The 19,638-nt window shown below is 65.1% G+C and carries 26 protein-coding genes and 1 pseudogene; 1 reads left to right on the top strand and 26 read right to left on the bottom strand.

Features of this window, described 5'->3' with window-relative positions; all coding sequences use genetic code 11:
* Positions 1-15: 15 nt before the first annotated feature.
* The 4 genes from OCT48_RS01370 to OCT48_RS01355 form a co-directional block, all read right to left on the bottom strand.
* Positions 16-774, bottom strand: a complete 759-nt coding sequence (locus OCT48_RS01370; protein WP_263590986.1) for a lysophospholipid acyltransferase family protein — start codon at positions 772-774, stop codon at positions 16-18.
* Positions 771-1,664: a sugar nucleotide-binding protein gene (locus tag OCT48_RS01365; RefSeq protein WP_263590985.1), complete on the bottom strand. Its 894-nt coding sequence runs from the start codon at positions 1,662-1,664 to the stop codon at positions 771-773. The genes OCT48_RS01370 and OCT48_RS01365 overlap by 4 nt, the downstream gene beginning before the upstream one ends.
* 35 nt (positions 1,665-1,699) lie before the next feature.
* Positions 1,700-2,299 (bottom strand): single-stranded DNA-binding protein, encoded by a 600-nt coding sequence (gene ssb, locus OCT48_RS01360; protein WP_263590984.1) that lies wholly within the window; start codon positions 2,297-2,299, stop codon positions 1,700-1,702.
* A 93-nt stretch (positions 2,300-2,392) separates the two neighbouring features.
* Entirely contained in the window at positions 2,393-3,787 is a 1,395-nt protein-coding gene (locus tag OCT48_RS01355) for an MFS transporter (RefSeq protein WP_263590983.1), read from the bottom strand.
* A gap of 159 nt (positions 3,788-3,946) precedes the next feature.
* Here OCT48_RS01355 and uvrA point away from each other — a divergent pair, with 159 nt between their 5' ends.
* On the top strand, positions 3,947-6,808 hold the full coding sequence (gene uvrA / locus OCT48_RS01350) for an excinuclease ABC subunit UvrA (protein WP_263590982.1): 2,862 nt from the start codon (positions 3,947-3,949) through the stop codon (positions 6,806-6,808).
* 146 nt (positions 6,809-6,954) lie between these two features.
* Here the strand turns inward: uvrA and tnpC are convergent, their stop codons facing one another.
* The 22 genes and pseudogenes from tnpC to rpsQ form a co-directional block, all read right to left on the bottom strand.
* Positions 6,955-8,409, bottom strand: coding sequence for an IS66 family transposase (tnpC, locus tag OCT48_RS01345; protein ID WP_263592553.1), 1,455 nt, complete (start codon positions 8,407-8,409; stop codon positions 6,955-6,957).
* A gap of 40 nt (positions 8,410-8,449) precedes the next feature.
* Positions 8,450-9,591 (bottom strand): annotated as a pseudogene (locus OCT48_RS01340) (IS3 family transposase).
* Between the two features lie 232 nt (positions 9,592-9,823).
* The gene (gene tnpB / locus OCT48_RS01335; protein ID WP_263590981.1) at positions 9,824-10,159 is read right to left on the bottom strand and encodes an IS66 family insertion sequence element accessory protein TnpB; all 336 of its coding nucleotides are present in this window, start codon (positions 10,157-10,159) and stop codon (positions 9,824-9,826) included.
* Complete coding sequence (gene tnpA, locus OCT48_RS01330) at positions 10,159-10,524, bottom strand: IS66-like element accessory protein TnpA (RefSeq protein WP_263590980.1); 366 nt, start codon at positions 10,522-10,524, stop codon at positions 10,159-10,161. Before tnpA ends, tnpB begins: the two co-directional genes overlap by 1 nt.
* A gap of 194 nt (positions 10,525-10,718) precedes the next feature.
* Positions 10,719-11,102, bottom strand: a complete 384-nt coding sequence (gene rplQ / locus OCT48_RS01325; RefSeq protein ID WP_183384456.1) for a 50S ribosomal protein L17 — start codon at positions 11,100-11,102, stop codon at positions 10,719-10,721.
* 39 nt (positions 11,103-11,141) lie between these two features.
* Positions 11,142-12,140: a DNA-directed RNA polymerase subunit alpha gene (locus OCT48_RS01320; protein WP_183384457.1), complete on the bottom strand. Its 999-nt coding sequence runs from the start codon at positions 12,138-12,140 to the stop codon at positions 11,142-11,144.
* A gap of 83 nt (positions 12,141-12,223) precedes the next feature.
* The gene (rpsD, locus tag OCT48_RS01315) at positions 12,224-12,844 is read right to left on the bottom strand and encodes a 30S ribosomal protein S4 (RefSeq protein WP_183384459.1); all 621 of its coding nucleotides are present in this window, start codon (positions 12,842-12,844) and stop codon (positions 12,224-12,226) included.
* A 12-nt stretch (positions 12,845-12,856) separates the two neighbouring features.
* Positions 12,857-13,243, bottom strand: a complete 387-nt coding sequence (gene rpsK / locus OCT48_RS01310; protein WP_013331014.1) for a 30S ribosomal protein S11 — start codon at positions 13,241-13,243, stop codon at positions 12,857-12,859.
* 39 nt (positions 13,244-13,282) lie between these two features.
* A complete protein-coding gene (gene rpsM, locus OCT48_RS01305) occupies positions 13,283-13,639 on the bottom strand; it encodes a 30S ribosomal protein S13 (protein WP_263590979.1) in 357 nt (118 codons plus the stop codon).
* Between the two features lie 123 nt (positions 13,640-13,762).
* Complete coding sequence (rpmJ, locus tag OCT48_RS01300; protein WP_008959154.1) at positions 13,763-13,876, bottom strand: 50S ribosomal protein L36; 114 nt, start codon at positions 13,874-13,876, stop codon at positions 13,763-13,765.
* A 75-nt stretch (positions 13,877-13,951) separates the two neighbouring features.
* Positions 13,952-15,283 carry a preprotein translocase subunit SecY gene (secY, locus tag OCT48_RS01295; protein WP_263590978.1) on the bottom strand — a complete coding sequence of 444 codons (1,332 nt, stop codon included), beginning with the start codon at positions 15,281-15,283 and terminating at the stop codon, positions 13,952-13,954.
* Positions 15,284-15,718, bottom strand: a complete 435-nt coding sequence (gene rplO, locus OCT48_RS01290) for a 50S ribosomal protein L15 (protein WP_126485229.1) — start codon at positions 15,716-15,718, stop codon at positions 15,284-15,286.
* A 3-nt stretch (positions 15,719-15,721) separates the two neighbouring features.
* The gene (gene rpmD / locus OCT48_RS01285; protein ID WP_263590977.1) at positions 15,722-15,904 is read right to left on the bottom strand and encodes a 50S ribosomal protein L30; all 183 of its coding nucleotides are present in this window, start codon (positions 15,902-15,904) and stop codon (positions 15,722-15,724) included.
* Positions 15,905-15,909: 5 nt separating this feature from the next.
* Positions 15,910-16,410: a 30S ribosomal protein S5 gene (rpsE, locus tag OCT48_RS01280; protein ID WP_126485230.1), complete on the bottom strand. Its 501-nt coding sequence runs from the start codon at positions 16,408-16,410 to the stop codon at positions 15,910-15,912.
* 11 nt (positions 16,411-16,421) lie between these two features.
* Positions 16,422-16,772, bottom strand: a complete 351-nt coding sequence (gene rplR / locus OCT48_RS01275; protein WP_263590976.1) for a 50S ribosomal protein L18 — start codon at positions 16,770-16,772, stop codon at positions 16,422-16,424.
* A 9-nt stretch (positions 16,773-16,781) separates the two neighbouring features.
* Positions 16,782-17,312, bottom strand: a complete 531-nt coding sequence (gene rplF / locus OCT48_RS01270; protein WP_263590975.1) for a 50S ribosomal protein L6 — start codon at positions 17,310-17,312, stop codon at positions 16,782-16,784.
* A 9-nt stretch (positions 17,313-17,321) separates the two neighbouring features.
* On the bottom strand, positions 17,322-17,714 hold the full coding sequence (gene rpsH / locus OCT48_RS01265) for a 30S ribosomal protein S8 (RefSeq protein ID WP_126485234.1): 393 nt from the start codon (positions 17,712-17,714) through the stop codon (positions 17,322-17,324).
* 32 nt (positions 17,715-17,746) lie between these two features.
* A complete protein-coding gene (rpsN, locus tag OCT48_RS01260) occupies positions 17,747-18,052 on the bottom strand; it encodes a 30S ribosomal protein S14 (protein ID WP_126485236.1) in 306 nt (101 codons plus the stop codon).
* 10 nt (positions 18,053-18,062) lie between these two features.
* Entirely contained in the window at positions 18,063-18,602 is a 540-nt protein-coding gene (gene rplE / locus OCT48_RS01255; RefSeq protein ID WP_183384464.1) for a 50S ribosomal protein L5, read from the bottom strand.
* 18 nt (positions 18,603-18,620) lie between these two features.
* Positions 18,621-18,938: a 50S ribosomal protein L24 gene (gene rplX / locus OCT48_RS01250; protein WP_126485240.1), complete on the bottom strand. Its 318-nt coding sequence runs from the start codon at positions 18,936-18,938 to the stop codon at positions 18,621-18,623.
* 14 nt (positions 18,939-18,952) lie between these two features.
* A complete protein-coding gene (gene rplN / locus OCT48_RS01245; RefSeq protein ID WP_075571386.1) occupies positions 18,953-19,324 on the bottom strand; it encodes a 50S ribosomal protein L14 in 372 nt (123 codons plus the stop codon).
* A 52-nt stretch (positions 19,325-19,376) separates the two neighbouring features.
* Entirely contained in the window at positions 19,377-19,637 is a 261-nt protein-coding gene (gene rpsQ, locus OCT48_RS01240) for a 30S ribosomal protein S17 (RefSeq protein WP_263590974.1), read from the bottom strand.
* Position 19,638: the final 1 nt, after the last annotated feature.

Below are 19,638 nucleotides of genomic sequence, written 5' to 3'. Positions count from 1 at the left end.
CTGTCAGTTCCGGACTCAGCCGCTGACGGTCTCGCGGCCGACGGGCGCCTGGCGGGGACGCGGCACCTCGGAGATCTCGTCGAGCCGGGCCTCGATCCAGGCCTCGGTCTCGGCCAGCACCTCCTCGGCACTGCGGCCGACCGTCTCGATGGGCTCGCCGACCACCAGGGACAGCCGGCCCGGCCGCTTGACCCAATGGCGTCCGGGCCAGCGCTCACCGGCGTTGTGGGCCACCGGCACCACCGGCATGCCGGCCCGGCAGGCGATCACCGCGCCGCTCTTGTTGTAGCGACGCCGCTCGCCCGGCGCCACGCGCGTGCCCTCGGGGAAGATCAGCACCGAGAGGCCTTCCTCCAGCCGGCGCTTGCCCTGGGTCAGCACCTGCTTCATCGCCCGGGCCGGCCGGGAGCGGTCGAGGGCGATGGGATGCAGCAGTCGCAGTCCCCAGCCGAAGATCGGAATGTTGAGCAGCTCCTTCTTGAGCACCGTGCACACCGGCGGCTTGAGCAGCTGCAGGTAGACGGTCTCCCACTCGCACTGGTGGTTCGACAGGATCACGCAGGGCCCCTCGGGGAGCCGCTCGCGACCGCGGATGTCGTAGCGCACGCCACACACCAGGCCGAACCAGGCGATGATGAAGTGGTTGTAGAGGTTGAGCAGCCGATAGCGGGACTTCAGCGGCAGGAAGGGCGACGGCGGCAGGAACAGCAGGCCGCACACCAGCATGGCCAGGACGTAGCCGAGATAGAAGATGACGCTGCGGATCGGGTTCATGCCTGGTCGGCCTCCTTGCTCGCCGCGGGGTCGCCGTCGCGGGCCAGGCACCAGGCATCCAGCATGCGGCCGACCTCGAGCCGCCAGGGCTTCTGGTGCACCCCGAAGACGTTCAACACCCGCCGGCAGTTGAGCACCCGGCGCAACGGCTGGTCATGGTGGTGGCTGAGCGCCTTGACCCCGCCCAGGGCGACCGTCTCGCCGCGGCCCTCGAGCCGCGTGGCCAGTTGGGTGCGCACCATGGACACGAAGGTATAGGCGCTGACCGGCTCGGTGCCGGCCAGGTGATAGCTGCCCCACGCCTCGGCACCGCAGTGCTGCTGCTGCAGCATGCCGATCAGCGCCATGGCCACCGCATCGGCGGAGGTCGGGCAGAAGATCACGTCGGATTCCGCCCGCAGGTCGTCGCCCGCCACCAGGGTGTCGAGCAGCTCGCCCAGCCAGGCATGGCCGCCCTCCAGGGCGAACAGCGGCCCCAGGCGCACGATGAGATGGCGAGGCAGCTCGGCCCGGATCCGGTCGCCGGCCGCCACCAGCCGCCGCAGGCCCTCGTCCCGCGGCTCGGGAATCACGTGCTCGTCGATGGGGCTGTCGAAGCCATCCTCGTAGAGCTGGTCCGACACGCACCAGGTCAGCGGGACATCCCGCGACCGGCAGGCCGCCATGCAGGCCATGACGGCCTCGGCATGGGCCGTCACGGACGCCGGGTCGGCGGTCAGCGGGCGCGACAGCGGCGGGATCACCAGCGCATCCGGACGCACCTCGTCGAGGCGTTCCGAGGTCAGCGCCAGCCCCGGCTCGATCAACAACTCGACATCGCTGCGGCGATTGGCCTCTCGGGCCAGCGCCAGGCTCAGGCAATGCCCGGCATCCAGGATCAACAGCTTCACGGCGACTCCTAACGGCTAGCCGAGGACAGGCTCGATCAGAACGGGATCTCGTCGTCGAAGTCGTCGAAGCTGCCCGGGTCCGGCGCCCCATAGTTGCCCCCCTGCTGCTGGCCACCGCCCTGGTTGGGCGCCGGCTGGGGAGCCGGGCGCTGGGGCTGGCCGCCGCCGTAGTTGCCGCCCTGCTGCTGGCCACCGAAACCGCCAGCCTGTTGCTGGCCGCCGAAGCCGCCACCCTGCGGGGGCTGGCCAGCGAAGTTGCCGCCCTGCTGGGGCATGCCGCCGCCCATCTCGCCGCCGCTGCGGGAGTCGAGCATCTGCATGTCGTTGGCGACGATCTCGGTGCTGTACTTGTCCTGGCCGTTCTGGTCCTGCCACTTGCGGGTCTGCAGGCGACCCTCGACGTAGACCCGCGAGCCCTTGCGCAGGTACTGCTGGGAGATCTCGGCGAGCTTGTTGAACATCACCACCCGGTGCCACTCGGTGCGCTCCTGGCGCTGGCCGCTCTGGCGATCGGTCCAGGTGTCGGTGGTCGCGAGGTTGAGGTTGGCCACCGCGGTGCCGGACGGCGTGAAGCGCACTTCCGGGTCCTGGCCGAGGTTGCCGATGAGAATGACCTTGTTGACGCCACGGGCCATGGTTGACTCCTTCTCGAATGCATGAAGCTGCTGAATCGGCGAGGCCGGCAGGCCGCCCTCGCCATCGTGTCAGGGTCTCGCGACCCGGCGGGATCAGGGACCGTCCCGCTCCTTGCCCGGGGCCACCAGCTCCGCCAGGGCCCGCTCGTCGAGGCGCTGGCGATCGACCTTGAGGTAGGCCAGCCGCTCCTCGGGCACCACCATCACGTCCTCGACGCCGGCCACGTCGGCGAAGCGCGCCATCAGGGTGTCCAGGGCATCATCATGATGGCTTTCGTCCAGCGCGACCACCTCGCTGGACAGATGCCGCGGTGGTGTCATGCCGACCATCAGCCCCAGCCAGGCCACCCCCAGCATGGCACAGCCGATGAACACCGCCGAGAGCCCCCACAGCTGGGACAGGGCCCCGCCCAGCAGGCCGCCCAGGAAGGCCCCCAGGAACTGGCTGGTGGAGTAGAGGCCCATGGCCGTGCCCTTGGCCCCGGCCGGGGCGAGCTTGCTGAGCATGGAGGGCAGGGTCGCCTCCAGCAGGTTGAAGGCGGTGAAGAATACCAGCAGCCAGCCCATCAGCGCCCAGAAGCCAGCGGCGAGCTCCGCCAGCCCGGCGAGGCTCAGGGTGATGGCCCCGATCGCCCCCAGGCACATGACCTTCATGCGGCGGCGCGTCTCGGCAACGATCACCAGCGGCACCATCGCCACGAAGGCCAGGGCCATGATGCCCAGGTAGACCCAGCCATGCTGCTCGATGTCGATGCCCGCCTCGACCAGCCGGAAGGGCACGGCAACGAAGATCGCCATCAGGATCAGGTGCAGGGCGAAGATCGAGGCATCCATGCGCCACAGGTCGAGGCGCCCCAGGATCGCCCCCAGCTGGCCACGGTCGAGCCCCACGTCGCGGTGCCGGGCGCGGCGCGGCGCCGGCGGCACCAGCCGCCACAGCACGGCGAGGCCCACCAGGGACAGGCCGGCGGTGAACCAGAAGATGCCCGCCAGCCCGTAGCGCGCCGAGACCAGCGGTCCCAGCACCATGGCCACGGCGAAGGCCACGCCGATGGACAGGCCGATGGTGGCCATGGCGGCGGTGCGTACCTGCTCACGGGTCTGGTCGGCCAGCAGGGCCATGATCGCCGCCGCCACGGCGCCGCTGCCCTGCAGGCAGCGCCCCAGGATCACCCCGCCGATGCTGTCGGCCAGCGCCGCCACCACGCTGCCGAGCAGGAACAGCGCCAGGCCGCCGGCGATCACCGGCTTGCGGCCGATGCGATCGGAGAGCAGGCCGAAGGGAATCTGCAGCACCGCCTGGGTCAAGCCGTAGACGCCCAGGGCCAGACCCAGCAGCAGTGGGGTGGCGCCGGCCAGGTCGTCGGCATGCAGGGCCAGCACCGGCAGCACCATGAACAGCCCCAGCATGCGCGAGGCATAGAGCCCGGCCAGGCCGGTGATGGCGCGGCGCTCCGAGGCTAACAGCAGTCCTGAGACCTTTCGCATAGGGGATGACGTTCCGTGGGTAAAGGCTGGCGAACCGGAATGGACCGCATATTCTAGCGGCTCGCCACCCCCCAGGGAAAGCCGGCACCGGGCAGGGCTTTGCCGGGGCCGCGCGGGGCCACGTATAATCGACCTTTTGCCGTGTCTCGCGAGGTGGGAATGGACAGGATTCTGGTCAGGGGTGCCCGCACCCACAACCTCAAGCAGATCGACGTCGAGCTGCCCCGGGACAAGCTGATCGTGGTCACCGGCCTGTCGGGGTCGGGCAAGTCCTCGCTGGCCTTCGACACCCTCTACGCGGAGGGCCAGCGCCGCTACGTGGAGTCGCTCTCCACCTATGCCCGGCAGTTCCTGTCGATGATGGAGAAGCCCGACGTCGACCATATCGAGGGCCTGTCACCGGCGATCTCCATCGAGCAGAAGTCCACGTCCCACAACCCGCGCTCCACCGTGGGCACCATCACCGAGATCTACGACTACCTGCGCCTGCTCTATGCCCGGGCCGGCACGCCGCGCTGCCCCGAGCACGGCGAGGACCTCGAGGCCCAGACCATCTCGCAGATGGTCGATCAGGTGCTGGCGCTGCCCGAGGGCAGCAAGCTGATGCTGCTGGCCCCGGTGGTCAAGGGCCGCAAGGGCGAACACCTGCAGCTGCTGGCCGAGTTGCGCGCCCAGGGCTTCGTGCGCGCCATGGTCGACGGCCAGGTGCTCGAGCTCGACGACATCGCCCCGCTGGACAAGAACAGGAAGCACGACATCAGCGTGGTGGTGGACCGCATCAAGGTCCGCGAGGGCCTGGCCCAGCGCCTGGCGGAATCCTTCGAGACCGCCCTGGGGCTGGCCGACGGCATCGCGCTGGTCCACTTCATGGACGGCGAGGCCGAGGACATCGCCTTCTCGGCGCGCTTCGCCTGCCCGGTCTGCGGCTACTCCATCGCCGAGCTCGAGCCGCGGATGTTCTCCTTCAATAACCCCGCCGGGGCCTGCAGCACCTGCGACGGTCTCGGCGTCCAGCAGTACTTCGACCCGGACAAGCTGATCAGCCACCCCGCGCTGTCGCTGGCCGAGGGCGTGATCAAGGGCTGGGACCGACGCAGCGTCTACTACTTCAACCAGCTGCAGGCGGTAGCCGACCACTACCGCTTCACCCTGGAGACCCCCTGGCAGGACCTGGCCCGCCACGAGCGCGAGGTCATCCTCCACGGCAGCGGCCACGACGCCATCGCCTTCCACTATGTCAACGACCGGGGCCGCAAGGTGACCCGCGAGCACCCCTTCGAGGGCGTGCTGCCCAACATGCAGCGCCGCTACCGGGAGACCGAGTCCAGTGCGGTGCGCGAGGAGCTGGCCCGCTATATCGCGACCCAGGCTTGTCCGGCCTGCGAGGGCAGTCGATTGCGCAAGGAGGCGCGCCACGTCTATATCGACGACCGCCCGCTGCCCCAGCTGGTCCACCTGCCCATTGGCGAGGCCCTGGCCTACTTCCAGGCCCTGGCCCTGCCCGGCCGGCGCGGCGAGATCGCCGAGAAGATCATCAAGGAGATCCAGGCGCGCCTGGAGTTCCTGGTCAACGTGGGCCTGGACTACCTCAACCTGGAACGCAGCGCCGAGACGCTGTCCGGCGGCGAGGCCCAGCGCATCCGCCTGGCCAGCCAGATCGGCGCCGGCCTGGTCGGGGTGATGTACATCCTCGACGAGCCCTCCATCGGCCTTCACCAGCGCGACAACGACCGCCTGCTCAAGACCCTCGAGCACCTGCGCGACCTGGGCAACACGGTGATCGTGGTCGAGCACGACGAGGAGGCCATCCACGCCGCCGACCACGTCCTCGACATCGGCCCGGGCGCGGGCGTCCACGGCGGCCGGGTGGTGGCCCAGGGCACGCCCGAGCAGATCATGGCCACCCCGGAGTCCCTCACCGGCCAGTACCTCTCCGGCGAGCGGCGCATCGAGGTGCCGCCCTGGCGGATCCCCGGCAACCCCGAGAAGCAGGTGGTACTGAGCGGCGCCCGCGGCAACAACCTCCAGGACGTGACCCTGACGCTGCCGCTGGGGCTGTTCGTCTGCGTGACCGGGGTCTCGGGCTCGGGCAAGTCGACGCTGATCAACGCGACGCTGATGCCCATCGCCGCCCGGGAACTCAACCGGGCCACGGCGCTGACGCCGGCAGCCCATGAGGCGATCGCCGGGCTCGATCACCTCGACAAGGTCATCGACATCGACCAGAGCCCCATCGGTCGTACCCCGCGCTCCAACCCCGCCACCTACACCGGCATCTTCACGCCGATCCGCGAGTTGTTCGCCGGCACCCAGGAGGCGCGCTCCCGTGGCTACAAGCCCGGGCGCTTCTCGTTCAACGTCAAGGGCGGGCGCTGCGAGGCCTGCCAGGGCGAGGGCATGATCAAGGTGGAGATGCACTTCCTGCCGGACATCTACGTGCCCTGCGACGTCTGCAAGGGCAAGCGCTACAACCGCGAGACCCTGGAGATCGCCTACAAGGGCAAGAGCATCCACGAAGTGCTGGAGATGACCGTGGAGGAGGCCCTGGCGTTCTTCGGCCCGGTGCCGGCCATCGCCCGTCGGCTGCAGACACTGATGGACGTGGGGCTGTCCTACATCCGCCTGGGCCAGAGCGCCACCACGCTCTCCGGGGGCGAGGCCCAGCGGGTCAAGCTGGCCCGCGAGCTGGCCAAGCGCGACACCGGCAAGACCCTGTACATCCTCGACGAGCCCACCACCGGCCTGCACTTCGAGGACATCCGCCAGCTGCTGACGGTGCTCCACCGGCTGCGCGACCACGGCAATACCATCGTGGTCATCGAGCACAACCTGGACGTGATCAAGACCGCCGACTGGCTCATCGACCTGGGCCCCGAGGGCGGCTCCGGCGGCGGGCGGATCATCGCCGAGGGCACCCCGGAACAGGTCGCCCGCCAGGAAGACTCCCATACCGGGCGCTTCCTGCGGCCGCTGCTGGAACGCGCCACGGCCGCCAAGGCCGAGACGGAGGCCGCCTCTTGAGGCGTGAGGCGTGAGGCGTGAGGCGTGAGGCGTGAGGCGTGAGGCGTGAGGCGTGAGGCCATCACCATCGCCCCTGCCGGCTGTGCTCACAACCCGCGTGATCGGCACCGCGCCGTAAGCGTTCGGGCATCACCGCCGGCACATGATCAGGCGGTTTTTTGCCAGTTCTGCGGCAGGAGTTCGTGGACCTGGCTGGCCTTTTGCGTCGGCAGCCGTTCCAGCACGTCCTTCAGGTAGGCGTAGGGTTCGTGGCCGTTCAGCTTGGCGCACTGAATCAGGCTCATGATGTTGGCGGCACGCTGGCCGCTGCGCAGTGATCCGGCGAATAGCCAGTTGCTGCGTCCCAATGCCCAGGGGCGAATCAGGTTCTCGACCCGGTTGTTGTCGATCGGCAGCCCGCCGTCATCCAGGTAGCGTGTCAGCGCCGCCCAGCGTTTCAGGCTGTAGTCCAGCGCTTTGGCCGTCGCCGAGCCGTTCGGCACTTTCTCCCGGTGAGCCAGCATCCAGCGGTGTAGCGCGTCGGCAATCGGTCTCGCCCCTGTATCGCGTAACTGCTGGCGTTCTTCCGTGGTCAGTGACTGGGCCTCGCGCTCCACCTGGTAGAGCTGGCCGATGAGTTCGATGGCCTGTTCGGCGATCTGGCTCTTGCCGGCCACGTGCAGGTCGATGAACTTGCGTCTTGCATGTGCCATGCAGCCGATCTCGGTGACGCCGTTGGCGAAGCTCTGCTTGTAGCCGCTGTAGTCGTCGCAGATCAGCTTGCCCCGCCACTCGCCGAGGAAGTCGCGGGCATGCTGGCCGCCGCGACCGGCGGCGAAGTCGTAGATGACCGCCTTCAGCCCGGCGTAAGGCGTGGTGGCGTAGGCCCAGAGGTAGGCCCTGTGGGTCTTCTTCTTGCCCGGGGCCAGCATTGGCACCGGCGTCTCGTCGGCATGCAGTACCGGCTCACTGAGCAGCAGGTCACGTAAGGCATCGATCAGCGGCTGAAGCCGCACGCCACAGATGCCGACCCACTCGGCCAGGGTCGAGCGCGGAATCGGTACGCCGGCTCGCGCAAAGATCTGCTCCTGGCGATAGAGCGGCAGATGATCGGCGTATTTGGCGATCAGCACCTGGGCCAGCAGGCCGGCGGTGGGGATGCCCTTGTCGATGATCTGCGCCGGCATCGGCGCCTGGGTCAGCGTCTCGCACTGATCGCAGACCCACTTGCCGCGGATATGGCGCTCGACGTGGAACACGCCCGGCGTGTAGTCGAGCTTCTCGCTGATCTCCTCGCCGATCCGTCGCAGCTGGCAGCCGCACGGGCAGTGCTCGCTCTCCAGGTCGTGGCGGATCTCGATGCGCAGCAGATCCTTGGGTAGCGGGGCGCGCTTGGGGGTCTTCTTCACCGCCGGCGCGGCGGGGGTGAGGTTCAGCGCCTCCAGCTCGGCCTCGATGGCGGCGATGTCGGCATCCACCACCTCGTCCAGCAGGCTGATCTGCAGGACGTTGAGCTGTTCGCTGCGCTTGCCGAAGGCGTGACGCTTGAGCAACGCCAGTTCATAGGTCAGCTTCTGGTTGACCTGCTCGGTGTGTCGCAGCGTTTTCTGACTCTGCGCCAGAACCTGCTCTTGTTCTGGTCAAGTCAGAGCGGACACATTTTCAAGCTGCCGCTGCCAGTTCGATCTCCCTCGGCGACTGGTAGCCGAGAGTCGAGTGGAGCCGGCAACTGTTGTACTCCATCTCGATATATTCGACGACGTCACGCCGTGCTGCCTGGCGGCTCCCGTAGCGCTGGTCAGCCAGCCACTCGCTCTTCAGTGAGCCGAAGAAGCGCTCCATGACGGCATTGTCCCAGCAGTTCCCCTTGCGGCTCATCGAGGCCTGGAACTCGTGCCGATCCAGCGTGGCGCGGTAATCACGTGACGCGTACTGACTGCCGCGGTCGCTGTGATGGATCAACCCGCTCTCGGGCTGCCGGCGACCCACGGCCATCTCCAAGGCGTCCAGGACCAACTGCGTGCGCATGTGGTCCGCCATTGCCCAGCCCACCAGCTGCCGGTCGTGGAGGTCGAGCACCGCCGCCAGATAGAGCCATCCTTCCAGCGTCCAGATCGCCGTGATATCGGCCACCCAGGCCCGGTTCGGTGCCGCCACCGTGAACTGGCGGTTCAGCAGGTTAGGCGCCACCGGCAGGGTGTGCTGACTGTCGGTCGTATGGCGCCAGCGGCGGCGCTGCCGTGACTCTACGCCTGCTTCCCGCATCAGGCTGCGGGCCTGGTAACGACCGACCTGGTAGCCACGGCGTCGCAGCTCTCTGGCCATGCGGCGGCTGCCGTAGCTGCCGCGCTTACGACGATGGATCTCTCTGACCTCGCGGTGCCGGGCCTGGCGATGGTCATCAGGGCCACGCCGTCGCCAGGCATAGAAACCGCTCCGGCTGACCCGCATGACTCGACACAACACGGCCACGGGATAGGTGGCCTTCTCCGACTCGATGAACTGGTATCTCAGCTCGACTCTTTGGCGAAGAAGGCCGCCGCCTTTTTTAAAATATCCTTTTCAATCTGAAGCTTACGAACTTCTTCGCGGAGCTTCTTGATCTCGGCGTCGCGATCATCCGCTTGCCGGCTCGAGGTGTCTGAAGCCTGTTGACGGTACTTGCGGCACCAACGATCCAACAGGCTACGGTCAACCCCCAGGCGCCGGGCGGCCTCGGATACGGAATACCCCTGCTCGGTCACCAGGCTCACCGCATCCGCCTTGAATTCATCGGAATACCGACGTCGAGTCTTCTTGGTCATGAACACCTCCATTGCCCCCATTATGAGGCTTATCGGGGTGTCCGCTCCAATTGGACCACTTCATCTTGCTGCTCGACCTGCGTCATCAGCGTTGCCGCCAAGTGGCGGAGCTGATCGGGAGAGAGCTGGGACAGATCGGGCGGCGTCTTCATCCGCTGAGTATGCCAGCCCTCGGGCGGGAGCGGGATTAGCGCATCCGCGAATAGCCTGGCCATCGCGTCTGTGCCGCTCCTCACACGACCGAGATCACGCCGCCGGCGCCGAGGCGTTGCCAGGGCAATCCCTGCACCAGGGCGCTGACCTGCTCGGCAGAGAACTCGACCCGATCGCCGTGCCAGTTTCCGGCCCAGTGGAACTTGCCCTGGTTCAGACGCCGGGCGCACAGCCAGACCCCCAGGCCATCGTGAACCAGCACCTTCATGCGGTTGCCGCGCCGGTTGGCGAACAGATAGGCGCAGTGAGGCCGGGCGGCACCGAATACCTTGACCACCCTGGCCAGCGCCGTATCGGGGCCGGCGCGCATGTCCAGCGGCTCGGTGGCCAGCCAGATCTCGTCGATGCGGATCATCACAGCAGTCCCTTCAACCACTGCACGCACTGGGCCGCCTCGGTGATCGGCCAATGCACGGTGATCGTGCCTCGCGCCGAGGGCAGCTCGATGCGGATCTCCCCGGCGATGGTGGTCGGCGCTGGCAGGTCACCCGCTGCTGGCGGCACCGGGAGTGGCACGAAGTCCGGCACGGCCGGCAACTGGCTCTGGCGCTTGGCCTTGCGGATCCAGGTCTGGACGAGGTTGGTGTTGAGCCCGTGCTGCAGGGCGACTTGGGCAATCGAGGCATCGCCCTGCAGGCAGGCCGCGACGATCTTGGCCTTGAATGAAGGGGCGTAGCGACGACGGCGGCGGATCTCACGCTCGGTGCTTGGCGTAGTCATGAATAGGTACCCACGTAACAATAGATGGGCACCTAATGTCGCCGGCCATGGCCTTCCGCGTAAGGTGTGTTCACCGGGCGGTTACACCGCGCCTCCTTACCCCTCACTCCTTACCCCTCGCCCCTGACATAAAAAAACCGGCTCCCTGGGGAGCCGGTTTGCGCTGCCGGACCTCGGCGGTCACCGGGCGAGGATCACTCCTCGGCGGCTTCCTCGACGACCGGACGGTCGACCAGTTCGACGTAGGCCATGGGGGCGTTGTCGCCGGTGCGGTAACCGCACTTGAGGATACGGACGTAACCGCCCGGACGCTCGGCGTAACGCGGACCCAGCTCGTTGAAGAGCTTGCCGACCGCTTCCTTGGAACGGGTACGGCTGAAGGCCAGACGACGGTTGGCGACGCTGTCCTGCTTGGCCAGGGTGATCAGCGGCTCGATGACGCGACGCAGCTCCTTGGCCTTGGGCAGGGTTGTCTTGATCACTTCGTGCTCGACCAGCGACACGCTCATGTTCTTGAACATGGCCTGGCGGTGCGAGCTGGTACGATTCAGGTGACGACCACTCTTACGATGACGCATGGTTGTGATTCCTTACCAAACTGGGACTCGAGTCGACGCTCACGCGGAGGCCTTGTCGTCCTTCAGGCTAGCCGGCGGCCAGTTCTCCAGCCGCATGCCAAGGGACAGACCGCGGGCGGCCAACACGTCCTTGATCTCATTCAGGGACTTCTTGCCGAGATTCGGGGTCTTCAGCAGCTCCACCTCGGTGCGCTGAATCAGGTCCCCGATGTAGTAGATGTTCTCGGCCTTCAGGCAGTTGGCACTGCGGACGGTCAACTCGAGATCGTCTACGGGGCGCAGCAGGATCGGATCGATGTGATCCTCTTCCTCCTCCACTTCCTGTTCCTTGTCGGCTTCCAGATCGACGAACGCGGCCAGCTGCTCCTGCAGGATGGTCGCGCTGCGACGGATCGCCTCTTCCGGATCCAGGGTGCCGTCGGTTTCCAGGTTGATGATCAGCTTGTCGAGGTCGGTGCGCTGTTCGACACGCGCGGCCTCGACGGAGTAGGAAACCCGACGCACGGGGCTGAAGGTCGCATCCAGCTGCAGGCGGCCGATGGCACGAGACTCGTCGTCCGCCTCGCCACGAACGTCCGCCGGCTCGTAGCCACGGCCGCGGGCGATCTTGAGCTGCATCTTCAGCTCGGCGCCCTCGTTGACGTGCGCGATGACGTGCTCGGGGTTGACGATCTCGACATCATGGTCGAGGGCGATATCACCCGCGGTCACGACGGCCGGGCCCTGCTTGTTCAGCGAGAGCACCGCCTCGTCGCGGCTGTGCATCTTGAGCGCCACGTCCTTGAGGTTCAGGAGGATTTCGATGACATCTTCCTGGACGCCCTCGATCGCGCTGTACTCGTGGTCGACCCCCGCGATCTCGGCTTCCACCACGGCGCAGCCGGGCATGGACGAGAGCAGGATGCGACGCAGTGCATTCCCCAGGGTGTGGCCGAAACCACGCTCGAAGGGCTCCAGCACGATCTTCGCGTGGTGTGCGCTGATCTCTTCGACCTTGATGTCGCGAGGACGGAGAAACTCTGTCACTGAACGCTGCATTATGAATACCTTTCAGGCTGCCAAACGGATACTCGGTACTGAAGGCCGCTCCCCGTCGCCGGGGAGCGCCGCGGCAGGGCCGCTTACTTCGAGTACAGCTCGACGATCAGGTTTTCGTTGATGTCGGCAGACAGGTCACCGCGTTCAGGCAGAGCCTTGAAAGTGCCTTCCATCTTCTTGGCATCGATCTCGATCCAGGCCACATCGCCACGGTTGGCGGCGATGCCCAGGGCGTTCTGGATACGCGCCTGGTTCTTGGCCTTCTCGCGGACGGAGACCACGTCACCCGGCTTGACCTGGTAGGACGCCACGTTGACGGTCTTGCCGTTGACGGCGATCGCCTTGTGGCTGACCAGCTGACGCGCCTCGGAACGCGTGGCGCCGAAGCCCATGCGGTAGACGACGTTGTCCAGTCGGGATTCGAGCAGTTGCAGCAACAGCTCACCGGTCGCGCCCTTCAGGCGGGCCGCTTCCTTGTAGTAGTTGCGAAACTGCTTCTCGAGCACGCCGTACATGCGACGTACTTTCTGCTTCTCGCGAAGCTGCAAGCCGTAGTCGGAAATACGCTGACGACGCTGGCCGTGCACACCCGGGATCTGCTCGGATTTGCACTTCTTCTCGAAGGGAGTGACACCGCTCTTGAGGAAGAGGTCGGTGCCTTCACGACGAGACAGTTTGCACTTCGGTCCAATATAACGAGCCATGAATCTGTCTCCTTAAACGCGGCGTTTCTTCGGCGGACGGCAGCCATTGTGGGGAATGGGCGTCGCGTCGGTGATGCTTTGCACGCGGAAGCCGGCGGCATTCAGTGCACGCACGGCGGATTCACGACCCGGACCGGGGCCTTTGACCAGCACGTCGACGTTTTTCACACCATACTCGGCTGCAGCGGTCGCTGCACGTTCGCTTGCCACTTGAGCAGCGAACGGGGTGCTCTTGCGAGAACCACGAAAACCCGAACCACCGGCTGTCGCCCAAGAGAGAGCGTTGCCCTGGCGGTCTGTGATCGTAATGATCGTGTTGTTAAAAGAGGCGTGGATATGCGCGACGGCATCCACGACCTGCTTTTTAACCTTCTTACGGTTGCTACGCGGGTTAGCCATGTTGATGTCTATTCCTGTCGTTACGCCAGAACGTGCGTGTTATTTGCGGATCGGCTTGCGCGGGCCCTTACGGGTGCGCGCATTGGTCTTGGTACGCTGACCATTCAGCGGAAGACCACGACGATGACGCAGACCACGATAGCAACCCAGGTCCATGAGACGCTTGATATTCAGCGTCACATCACGACGAAGATCGCCTTCAACGGTGTACTTGCCGACTTCACTACGCAGGGTGTCCACTTCCTCAGAGGACAGGTCCTGGATCTTGGTGGTCGACGCGATGCCGGCCGCGACACAGATGTCCTGCGCGCGAGTACGGCCAATCCCGAAGATATAGGTCAGCGAGATCGCCGCATGCTTGTTGTCCGGGATATTGACGCCTGCAATACGGGCCATCAGCTTACTCCGAAATTTGAGCGGCTTGCTCGTTGGATCATCTACAAAAGGCGCAACAGCATACCCCTTTCCCTGACAAAGGGCAAGGGGCATGCCGGCGCCGGTTCAGTACAGCGTCAGGAATCAGCCCTGGCGCTGCTTGTGCCGCGGCTCGCTGCAGATGACGCGCACGGCGCCATTGCGACGAATGATCTTGCAGTTGCGGCACATTTTCTTCACGGAAGCTCGAACTTTCATCGTTCCATCTCCATAGTTGGCTCGCGCCGCGAGCCAACGGTTCAGCTCGCGGCGCGCCAATTCGCCAGCGGCGCCTCAGCGCATCATGCCGCCGCTACCGTAGCCTTTCAGGTTGGACTTCTTCATCACCGAGTCATACTGGTGCGACATGAGGTGCGACTGCACCTGGGCCATGAAGTCCATGATCACCACCACCACGATCAGCAGCGAGGTACCGCCGAAGAAGAACGGCACGTTCCAGGCCACGATCAGGAACTGGGGCATCAGGGAAACCGCGGTGATGTAGAGGGCACCGAACAGGGTCAGACGGGTCATGACCTTGTCGACATAGCGAGCGGTCTGCTCGCCGGGGCGGATGCCCGGCAGGAAGGCCCCCGACTTCTTGAGGTTGTCGGCGACATCCTTGGGGTTGAAGACCAGCGCTGTGTAAAAGAAGCAGAAGAATACCACCGCCGCAGCGAAAAGCAAGATGTACAGCGGCTGTCCCGGCCCCAGGGCCTGGGATGCGCGCTGCAGCCATTCCATGCCGTCCCCGGCACCGACCCACTGCCCCAGCGAGGCCGGGAACAGCAGGATGCTCGAGGCGAAGATCGCCGGAATCACGCCCGCCATGTTCACCTTGAGCGGCAGGTAGCTGCTCTGCCCGGCATACATCTTGTTGCCGACCTGGCGACGCGGGTAGTTCACCGTGATGCGGCGCTGACCGCGCTCGATGAACACCACGAAGGCCACGGTGGCGATGCCCAGGATAGACAGCGCCAGCAGCGGCAGCACGTTCCAGGCACCCTCGTTGCGGGCCAGCTCGAAGGCCTGGCCCACGGCACCGGGCAGACCGGCGACGATCCCCGAGAAGATCAGCAGCGAGATGCCGTTGCCGATGCCCTTCTCGGTGATCTGCTCGCCCAGCCACATCAGGAACACCGCCCCGGACACGAAGGTCACGACGGCGGTGAAATAGAAACTGAAGTCGGCCGTGTAGGCGATGCCCTGACTGGCCAGGCCCACCGACATGCCGGTGGCCTGGATGAAGGCCAGGAGCACGGTACCGTAGCGCGTGTATTGGCTGATCTTGCGACGGCCGGCCTCACCCTCCTTCTTCAGCTGCTCGAGCTGAGGCGAGACCGCGGTCAGCAGCTGCATGATGATCGACGCCGAGATGTAAGGCATGATGCCCAGGGCGAGGATACTCATGCGCTCCAGGGCACCGCCCGAGAACATGTTGAACATGCCCAGGATGGTGCCCTGCTGCTCCCTGAACAAGGCAGCAAGCTGGTCAGGATTGATACCGGGAACGGGAATGTGGGCACCAATACGGTAGACCACGATGGCGAGGAGCACGAAGCGCAGACGCGCCCAGAGTTCACTCAGACCGCTGCCCATCGCCGGCATGTTTCCTGACTTGGCCATTTAGTCCTCTACCTTGCCGCCGGCGGCTTCGATCGCGGCACGGGCACCCTTGGTGACCTTGATGCCGCGCACGGTGACCGCCTTGTTCAGATCGCCGGAAAGGATCACCTTGGCATGCTGCGTGGCGTCCTTGAGCACGTTGGCCTGCTTGAGGGTGTCCAGGGTGACCTCGTCACCTTCGACCCGGGCCAGTTCGGCCAGGCGGACTTCCTCGGAGACCAGCGACTTGGCGGAGGTGAAACCGAACTTCGGCAGACGACGCTGCAGGGGCATCTGACCGCCCTCGAAGCCGGGCTTCACGCTGCCGCCGCTGCGCGACTTGAGGCCCTTGTGGCCACGGCCGCCGGTCTTGCCCAGACCGGAGCCGATGCCACGGCCGACGCGCTTCTCGGCGTGCTTGGAGCCCGGGGCCGGGCTCAGGCTATTGAGTTTCATGGATTACTCTCCCTCAACACGCACAAGGTAGTTGACCTTGTGGATCATGCCGCGGACGGCAGGGGTGTCTTCCAGTTCGACCGTGTGACCGATGCGACGCAGGCCGAGGCCCTTCATGGTGGCCTTGTGCTTGGCCAACACGCCGATGGTGCTGCGGGTCTGGGTAACCTTGAGTGTTGCTGACATGGACCTTACCCCGTGATCGCTTCGACGGACAGACCGCGCTTGGCGGCCACGTCTTCCGGCGACTGCAGGGAGGCCAGACCATTGACGGTCGCCCGCACCACGTTCACCGGGTTGGTGGAGCCGTAGCACTTGGCCAGGACGTCATGGACGCCGGCCAGTTCGAGCACGGAGCGCATGGCACCGCCGGCGATGATCCCGGTACCCTCGGAGGCCGGCTGCATGTACACCTTGGAGGCGCCATGACGGGCCTTGACCGGGTACTGCAGGGTGCCGCCGGTCAGGTTGACCTTGACCATGTTGCGACGCGCCTGGTCCATGGCCTTCTGGATCGCGACCGGCACTTCGCGTGCCTTGCCGCGGCCGAAGCCGACACGACCGTTACCGTCGCCGACGACGGTCAGAGCGGTGAAGCCGAAGATCCGACCCCCCTTGACCACCTTGGCGACACGGTTGACCTGCACGAGCTTCTCCTGCAGATCTCCGCTTTGCTGTTCGTTCTTCGCCATCGTAAAACCCTTTAGAATTCCAGGCCGCCTTCACGAGCGGCGTCGGCCAGGGCCTTGACTCGGCCGTGGTACTTGAAACCGGCACGATCGAAGGCCACCTGGGTGATGCCAGCCTGCTTGGCGCGTTCGGCAATCAGCGCGCCCACCTTGGAGGCGGCGTCGACGTTGCCGGTCGTACCCTCGCGCAGGGCCTTGTCCAGCGTGGAAGCGCTGGCCAGGACCTTGCCACCATCCGGCGAGATGATCTGCGCGTAGATGTGGCGCGGGGTACGGTTGACGCACAGGCGATACACGCCCAGCTCGCGGATCTTGGCGCGAGCGCGGCGGGCACGACGGAGACGAGATTCTTTCTTCGCGTTCATAACCCTGCCTTACTTCTTCTTGGCTTCTTTGCGGCGGACCTGCTCGTCGCCGTACCGGATACCCTTGCCCTTGTAGGGCTCGGGCGGACGGAAGGCGCGGATTTCCGCGGCAACCTGGCCGAGCTTCTGCTTGTCCGCGCTCTTCAGCACGATGGTGGTGTTCTTCGGCGTTTCCGCCGTGACACCCTCAGGCAGTTCGTAGTCGACCGGGTGGGAGAAGCCCAGTGTCAGGTTGAGCGTCTGGCCCTTGGCCTGGGCACGATAACCGACGCCGTTGATTTCGAGGCTCCGGGAGAAGCCTTCGGACACACCGGTGACCAGGTTCTGGACCAGGGCACGGGTGGTGCCGACCATCGCCCAGCTCTTGGCGGATTCGCTCGGCTGGAAGGTCAGCTGACCCTCCTCCTGAGCGACCACCACGTCGGGGTGGACGGTCATGGACAGCGTGCCCTGGCTGCCCTTGACGGACAGCTGGTCACCGTCGAGCTTGAACTCGACGCCGCTGGGCAGTTTAACCGGATATTTGGCTACGCGGGACATTCCAAACTCCTAGAATACGGTGCAGATGACTTCACCACCGACACCAGCCTGGCGAGCCGCGCGGTCGGTCATCACCCCCTTGGAGGTGGTGACGATCGCGATCCCCAGGCCCTCGGCAACCTTGGGCAGGGAGTCCTTGCCCTTGTAGCTGCGCAGTGACGGCTTGGAGGCCCGCTGCAGGTGCTCGATGACCGGCTTGCCTTCGAAGTACTTGAGGATCACGGTCAGCTCGGGCTTGGCCACGTCGCTGACGCTGTAGTCGGTGACATAACCCTCTTCCTTCAGCACGCGGGCCACCTCGACCTTGAGCTTGGAGGACGGCATGGAAACCGTCTCCTTGGTGGCCATCTGCGCATTGCGGATACGGGTGAACATATCCGCCAGAGTGTCTTGCATGCTCATTTACGTTGCGCTCCTGATGATTCTACGTGGCGTTACCAGCTGGACTTCTTGAGTCCGGGCACATCGCCACGCATGGCGGCTTCACGCAGCTTGTTGCGGCCGAGGCCGAACTTGTTGTAGTAGCCGTGCGGACGGCCGGTGACGCGGCAGCGGTTGCGCTTGCGCACCGGGCTGGAGTCACGCGGCAGCTGCTGCAGCTTGAGCTGCGCGTCGAAGCGCTCTTCGTCGGAAGCGTTCACGTCCTGGATGATCGCCTTGAGCTCGGCGCGCTTGGCGGCATACTTCGCCACCAGCTTCGCGCGCTTCGCTTCACGCTCTACCATGCTTTTCTTTGCCATGATCCCACCCTTATTTCTTGAACGGGAAGTTCAATGCGCTCAGCAGCGCACGACCTTCTTCATCGGTGTTGGCGGTGGTGGTGATGGTGACATCCAGACCACGAATCCGGTCGATCTTATCATACTCGATCTCCGGGAAGATGATCTGCTCACGCACCCCCATGGAGTAGTTGCCACGACCGTCGAAGGACTTCGGGTTGAGACCACGGAAGTCACGAACGCGGGGGATCGCGATATTCACCAGGCGATCGAGGAAGTCCCACATGCGCTCGGAGCGCAGGGTCACCTTGATCCCGATCGGCCAGCCTTCACGCACCTTGAAGCCCGCGACGGACTTGCGTGCCTTGGTCACCAGCGGCTTCTGACCGGAGAGCTTCTCCAGGTCACCGATGGCGTTGTCGATCAGCTTCTTGTCGCTGGTCGCCTCGCCGATACCCATGTTCAGAGTCACCTTGGTGACCCGGGGTACCTGCATCACGTTGGCGTAGCTGAACTGCTCTTTGAGTTGAGCCACCACCTCGTTCTGATAACGTTCTTTCAAGTTCGCCATTTTGCTACCCGACTCGCGTTAGGCGTCGATCTGCGCTTGCGTCGACTTGTAGATACGTACCTTGGTACCGTCTTCCTTAACCTGGAAGCCGACGCGATCCGCCTTACCGGTCTCCTGATTGAAGATGGCAACATTGGACGCGTGAATCGGAGCCTCGCGCTCGACGATACCGCCCTGATTACCCGCCATGGGATTGGGCTTGGTGTGACGCTTGATCATGTTCACACCGGACACGATGTAGCGGTCGTCCTTGAGGACGCGCTTGATCGTGCCACGCTTGCCCTTGTCCTTCCCGGCGATGACGACCACTTCGTCGTCACGTTTGATCTTTTGCATATCCGCCTCGCTCCTTACAGCACTTCAGGCGCCAAGGAAATGATCTTCATGAACTTCTCGTTACGAAGCTCACGGGTCACCGGCCCGAAGATACGGGTACCGATCGGCTGCTCGTTGGTGTTGTTCAACAGAACCGCCGCATTTCCATCGAAGCGGATCAGCGAACCGTCGTTACGACGGACGCCACTACGGGTGCGAACCACCACCGCCTTGAGGACCTGGCCCTTCTTGACCTTGCCACGCGGGATGGCTTCCTTCACCGTGACTTTGATGATGTCGCCGACGCGGGCGTAGCGACGGTGTGAACCGCCCAGCACCTTGATGCACTGCACCCGGCGCGCCCCGCTGTTGTCTGCGACATCCAGCATTGTCTGAGTCTGAATCATCGGTTTTCTCCAAACCTAATCTGACTGCACTGATTGGATCGGCCTCGACCGATCAACCCTTGGCCTGCTCGACGACTTCGACCAGGGTCCAGGCCTTCTTCTTGGACAGCGGACGGCATTCCTCGATGGATACCGTGTCACCGGCCTTGGCCTGGTTCGCCTCGTCATGGGCGTGCAGCTTGGAGGAGCGCTTTACGTACTTGCCGTAGATCGGGTGGCGCTCACGACGCTCGATCATCACGACGATGGACTTGTCCATCTTGTCGCTCACCACCTTGCCAGTGAGCGTACGGGCTTTGTTTTCTTCGGCCATC

Source organism: Halomonas sp. M4R1S46, from assembly GCF_025725685.1.
Taxonomy (GTDB): domain Bacteria; phylum Pseudomonadota; class Gammaproteobacteria; order Pseudomonadales; family Halomonadaceae; genus Halomonas.
Note: the sequence above shows the minus strand (reverse complement) of the source record. Positions and strands in the feature narration are given on the sequence as shown.

Excerpts from the sequence above, each read along its gene's own strand:
- OCT48_RS01370 (WP_263590986.1), bottom strand. The coding sequence starts at position 774 with ATGAACCCGATCCGCAGCGTCATCTTCTATCTCGGCTACGTCCTGGCC.
- ssb (WP_263590984.1), bottom strand. The coding sequence starts at position 2,299 with ATGGCCCGTGGCGTCAACAAGGTCATTCTCATCGGCAACCTCGGCCAG.
- OCT48_RS01355 (WP_263590983.1), bottom strand. The coding sequence starts at position 3,787 with ATGCGAAAGGTCTCAGGACTGCTGTTAGCCTCGGAGCGCCGCGCCATC.
- uvrA (WP_263590982.1), top strand. The coding sequence starts at position 3,947 with ATGGACAGGATTCTGGTCAGGGGTGCCCGCACCCACAACCTCAAGCAG.
- tnpB (WP_263590981.1), bottom strand. The coding sequence starts at position 10,159 with ATGATCCGCATCGACGAGATCTGGCTGGCCACCGAGCCGCTGGACATG.
- tnpA (WP_263590980.1), bottom strand. The coding sequence starts at position 10,524 with ATGACTACGCCAAGCACCGAGCGTGAGATCCGCCGCCGTCGTCGCTAC.
- rplQ (WP_183384456.1), bottom strand. The coding sequence starts at position 11,102 with ATGCGTCATCGTAAGAGTGGTCGTCACCTGAATCGTACCAGCTCGCAC.
- OCT48_RS01320 (WP_183384457.1), bottom strand. The coding sequence starts at position 12,140 with ATGCAGCGTTCAGTGACAGAGTTTCTCCGTCCTCGCGACATCAAGGTC.
- rpsD (WP_183384459.1), bottom strand. The coding sequence starts at position 12,844 with ATGGCTCGTTATATTGGACCGAAGTGCAAACTGTCTCGTCGTGAAGGC.
- rpsK (WP_013331014.1), bottom strand. The coding sequence starts at position 13,243 with ATGGCTAACCCGCGTAGCAACCGTAAGAAGGTTAAAAAGCAGGTCGTG.
- rpsM (WP_263590979.1), bottom strand. The coding sequence starts at position 13,639 with ATGGCCCGTATTGCAGGCGTCAATATCCCGGACAACAAGCATGCGGCG.
- rpmJ (WP_008959154.1), bottom strand. The coding sequence starts at position 13,876 with ATGAAAGTTCGAGCTTCCGTGAAGAAAATGTGCCGCAACTGCAAGATC.
- secY (WP_263590978.1), bottom strand. The coding sequence starts at position 15,283 with ATGGCCAAGTCAGGAAACATGCCGGCGATGGGCAGCGGTCTGAGTGAA.
- rplO (WP_126485229.1), bottom strand. The coding sequence starts at position 15,718 with ATGAAACTCAATAGCCTGAGCCCGGCCCCGGGCTCCAAGCACGCCGAG.
- rpmD (WP_263590977.1), bottom strand. The coding sequence starts at position 15,904 with ATGTCAGCAACACTCAAGGTTACCCAGACCCGCAGCACCATCGGCGTG.
- rpsE (WP_126485230.1), bottom strand. The coding sequence starts at position 16,410 with ATGGCGAAGAACGAACAGCAAAGCGGAGATCTGCAGGAGAAGCTCGTG.
- rplR (WP_263590976.1), bottom strand. The coding sequence starts at position 16,772 with ATGAACGCGAAGAAAGAATCTCGTCTCCGTCGTGCCCGCCGCGCTCGC.
- rplF (WP_263590975.1), bottom strand. The coding sequence starts at position 17,312 with ATGTCCCGCGTAGCCAAATATCCGGTTAAACTGCCCAGCGGCGTCGAG.
- rpsH (WP_126485234.1), bottom strand. The coding sequence starts at position 17,714 with ATGAGCATGCAAGACACTCTGGCGGATATGTTCACCCGTATCCGCAAT.
- rpsN (WP_126485236.1), bottom strand. The coding sequence starts at position 18,052 with ATGGCAAAGAAAAGCATGGTAGAGCGTGAAGCGAAGCGCGCGAAGCTG.
- rplE (WP_183384464.1), bottom strand. The coding sequence starts at position 18,602 with ATGGCGAACTTGAAAGAACGTTATCAGAACGAGGTGGTGGCTCAACTC.
- rplX (WP_126485240.1), bottom strand. The coding sequence starts at position 18,938 with ATGCAAAAGATCAAACGTGACGACGAAGTGGTCGTCATCGCCGGGAAG.
- rplN (WP_075571386.1), bottom strand. The coding sequence starts at position 19,324 with ATGATTCAGACTCAGACAATGCTGGATGTCGCAGACAACAGCGGGGCG.
- rpsQ (WP_263590974.1), bottom strand. The coding sequence starts at position 19,637 with ATGGCCGAAGAAAACAAAGCCCGTACGCTCACTGGCAAGGTGGTGAGC.